This window comes from Kitasatospora sp. NPDC007106 (assembly GCF_040634455.1).
Lineage (GTDB): Bacteria > Actinomycetota > Actinomycetes > Streptomycetales > Streptomycetaceae > Kitasatospora > Kitasatospora arboriphila.
On record NZ_JBEYFP010000989.1, the window covers coordinates 1 to 2,030 of the forward strand.

Below are 2,030 nucleotides of genomic sequence, written 5' to 3' on the forward strand. Positions count from 1 at the left end.
CGGGCGTCGACGGTCTCGGTGTCTGGGCCGGTGAACGCCCGCCAGCCGTCGCCGTCGCCGACCCAGGCGATCCGGCCGTCGCGGACGGCGACCGCCTCGGCGCGCGGACGGGCGTCGTCCACGGTGTGCACGTGGGCGTTGTACAGGACGAGGTCGGCGGGGCGGGTCACGGCCGGGCTCCGTTCAGCGGGGCGGCGGCGCCCTCGGCGCCGGCGGGATCGGGGGTGCCGGGGTCGGCGCCGTGGGGGTCGCCGGCCACGTCGGCGGGCAGGCTGAGCACCCAGTGGGTGGCGCTGCGCGGACGCAGGTAGGCGAACCAGTAGCAGGTGCCGGCGAGCAGCACGCCGCCGGTGATCAGCAGGTCGCGGCCGGTCTGCTGGGTCAGCGAGTAGCCGAGGACGGCGATGGCGACGAGCGGCACGGCCGGCCAGAGCGGCATCCGCCAGGCGGGTACGGCGCGGTGGCGGGCGCGCCGGGCGGTCAGCGCGGCGCACCCGAGCAGCAGGTAGATCACCGCGACCACGACGCCGGTGAAGCCGAGCAGGGCGTCGATCGGCACCGCGAGGGCGAGCACCACCCCGGGCAGGCCGATCGCCAGGGTCGCGGCCCACGGCGAGCCCCAGCGGGGGTGCAGCGAGCCGAGCACCCGGTTGACCGGGTCGGGCCAGGTGCGGTCGCGGGCCGAGGCGTACAGCACCCGGCCGTTCTGCAGCACCATGACGATGACGGCGTTGAGGATGGCGGCGGCGATGCAGAGGCTGACGAAGGTGCCGACGGTGCTGCCCGCCCAGGAGTCGACGATCGCGACGAGGTCGCCCTCGGCGAGCCGGTCCGGCGAGTCGACGCCCAGGCAGATCGCGGCGACCGGCACGGTGATCAGCACGACACCGGCCAGCAGCGACCACAGCACCGTGCGGGCCACCGTGCGGCGGGGGTCGCGCAGGTCCTCGGAGAGGTAGACCGCGGTGCCGAAGCCGTTGTAGGTGAACAGGGCCACGGCCAGGCCCGAGACCAGCAGGCCCGCGGTGAACGGTCCGGTGCCGCCGTGCCCGTCCGGGACGACGGCGTGCACCAGGCTGCCCAGCGGCTGGTGGACGTGGGTCAGCCCGAGCACGCTGACCACGGCCGCGGCGAGCACCTCCAGGCCGAGGAAGAGGCCGGTGATCAGCGCGTTGGACTTGATGTCCAGGACACCGACGGCGACGGCCAGGGCCATCACCACGGCGCCGGTGACCGCCGGGTCGAGGGCGGCCACCGAGGACAGGTAGCCGGCCGTGCCGAGCGCGATGATCGGCGGGATCACCAGCAGCGACACCACCGAGATCACGAACACCAGCCAGCCCGCCAGCCGGCCGAGCAACTGCCCGACGATCGAGTACTCGCCGCCGGCGCTCGGGACGAGCGTGCCGAGCTCCGCGTAGCAGAAGCCGACACCGAACGAGAGCAGCGCGGCGATCAGCAGGGTGGCGACGGTGCCGCTGCCCTGGGTCTGCAGCAGCGGCGGCACCACGATGAACAGCGAGGAGGCCGGGGTTACGCAGGAGAGGGTCAGCAGGACGCCGCCGAAGACGCCGAGCGAGCGGGGGAGCGCGGCGACGCCGCTCTGGGGGGATCTGGACATCAGCCGTCCCGGCAGGGTGAGGGAGAGGGGGACGCCGGTCATTCAATGCCGGGCGAAAACACCGCGTCAATGACCTGCGGATACATTTCCGCAGGCAATTCGCCTCTGATCCTGCGATTCGTAATCCGATGACGCTGCGGGCGATCGATCCGCCGGTCAGGCCGGGAGATCGTAGCTGTACGTCTCCTTCACGATGTCGAGGTGGTACCAGGACTCGGCGCGGACCACGCCCGGCAGGGCGCGCAGCGCGTCCAGGGTGCCGAGCAGGGCCGCCCGGTCCGCGGCGTCCACCCCGCAGACCACGTCGAAGCGGCCGTGGCCCGCGGCCACGTAGTTCACCCCCGGCAGTCCGACGGCGAGCGCGGCCGCCTGCCGGGCGGCGCCCCGCACCCCCAGCCCCACGCCGACC

1 protein-coding gene and 2 pseudogenes are annotated in these 2,030 nt (G+C 74.0%); all 3 read right to left on the reverse strand.

The window, feature by feature from the left end; all coding sequences use genetic code 11:
• Positions 1–170: pseudogene (locus ABZ641_RS34860) on the reverse strand (amidohydrolase); the annotation flags it as partial.
• Positions 167–1,621 carry an APC family permease gene (locus tag ABZ641_RS34865; protein WP_359988385.1) on the reverse strand — a complete coding sequence of 485 codons (1,455 nt, stop codon included), beginning with the start codon at positions 1,619–1,621 and terminating at the stop codon, positions 167–169. The gene ABZ641_RS34865 and the pseudogene ABZ641_RS34860, both read right to left, overlap by 4 nt.
• Before the next feature lie 156 nt (positions 1,622–1,777).
• A pseudogene (locus tag ABZ641_RS34870) lies at positions 1,778–2,030 on the reverse strand (hypothetical protein); the annotation flags it as partial.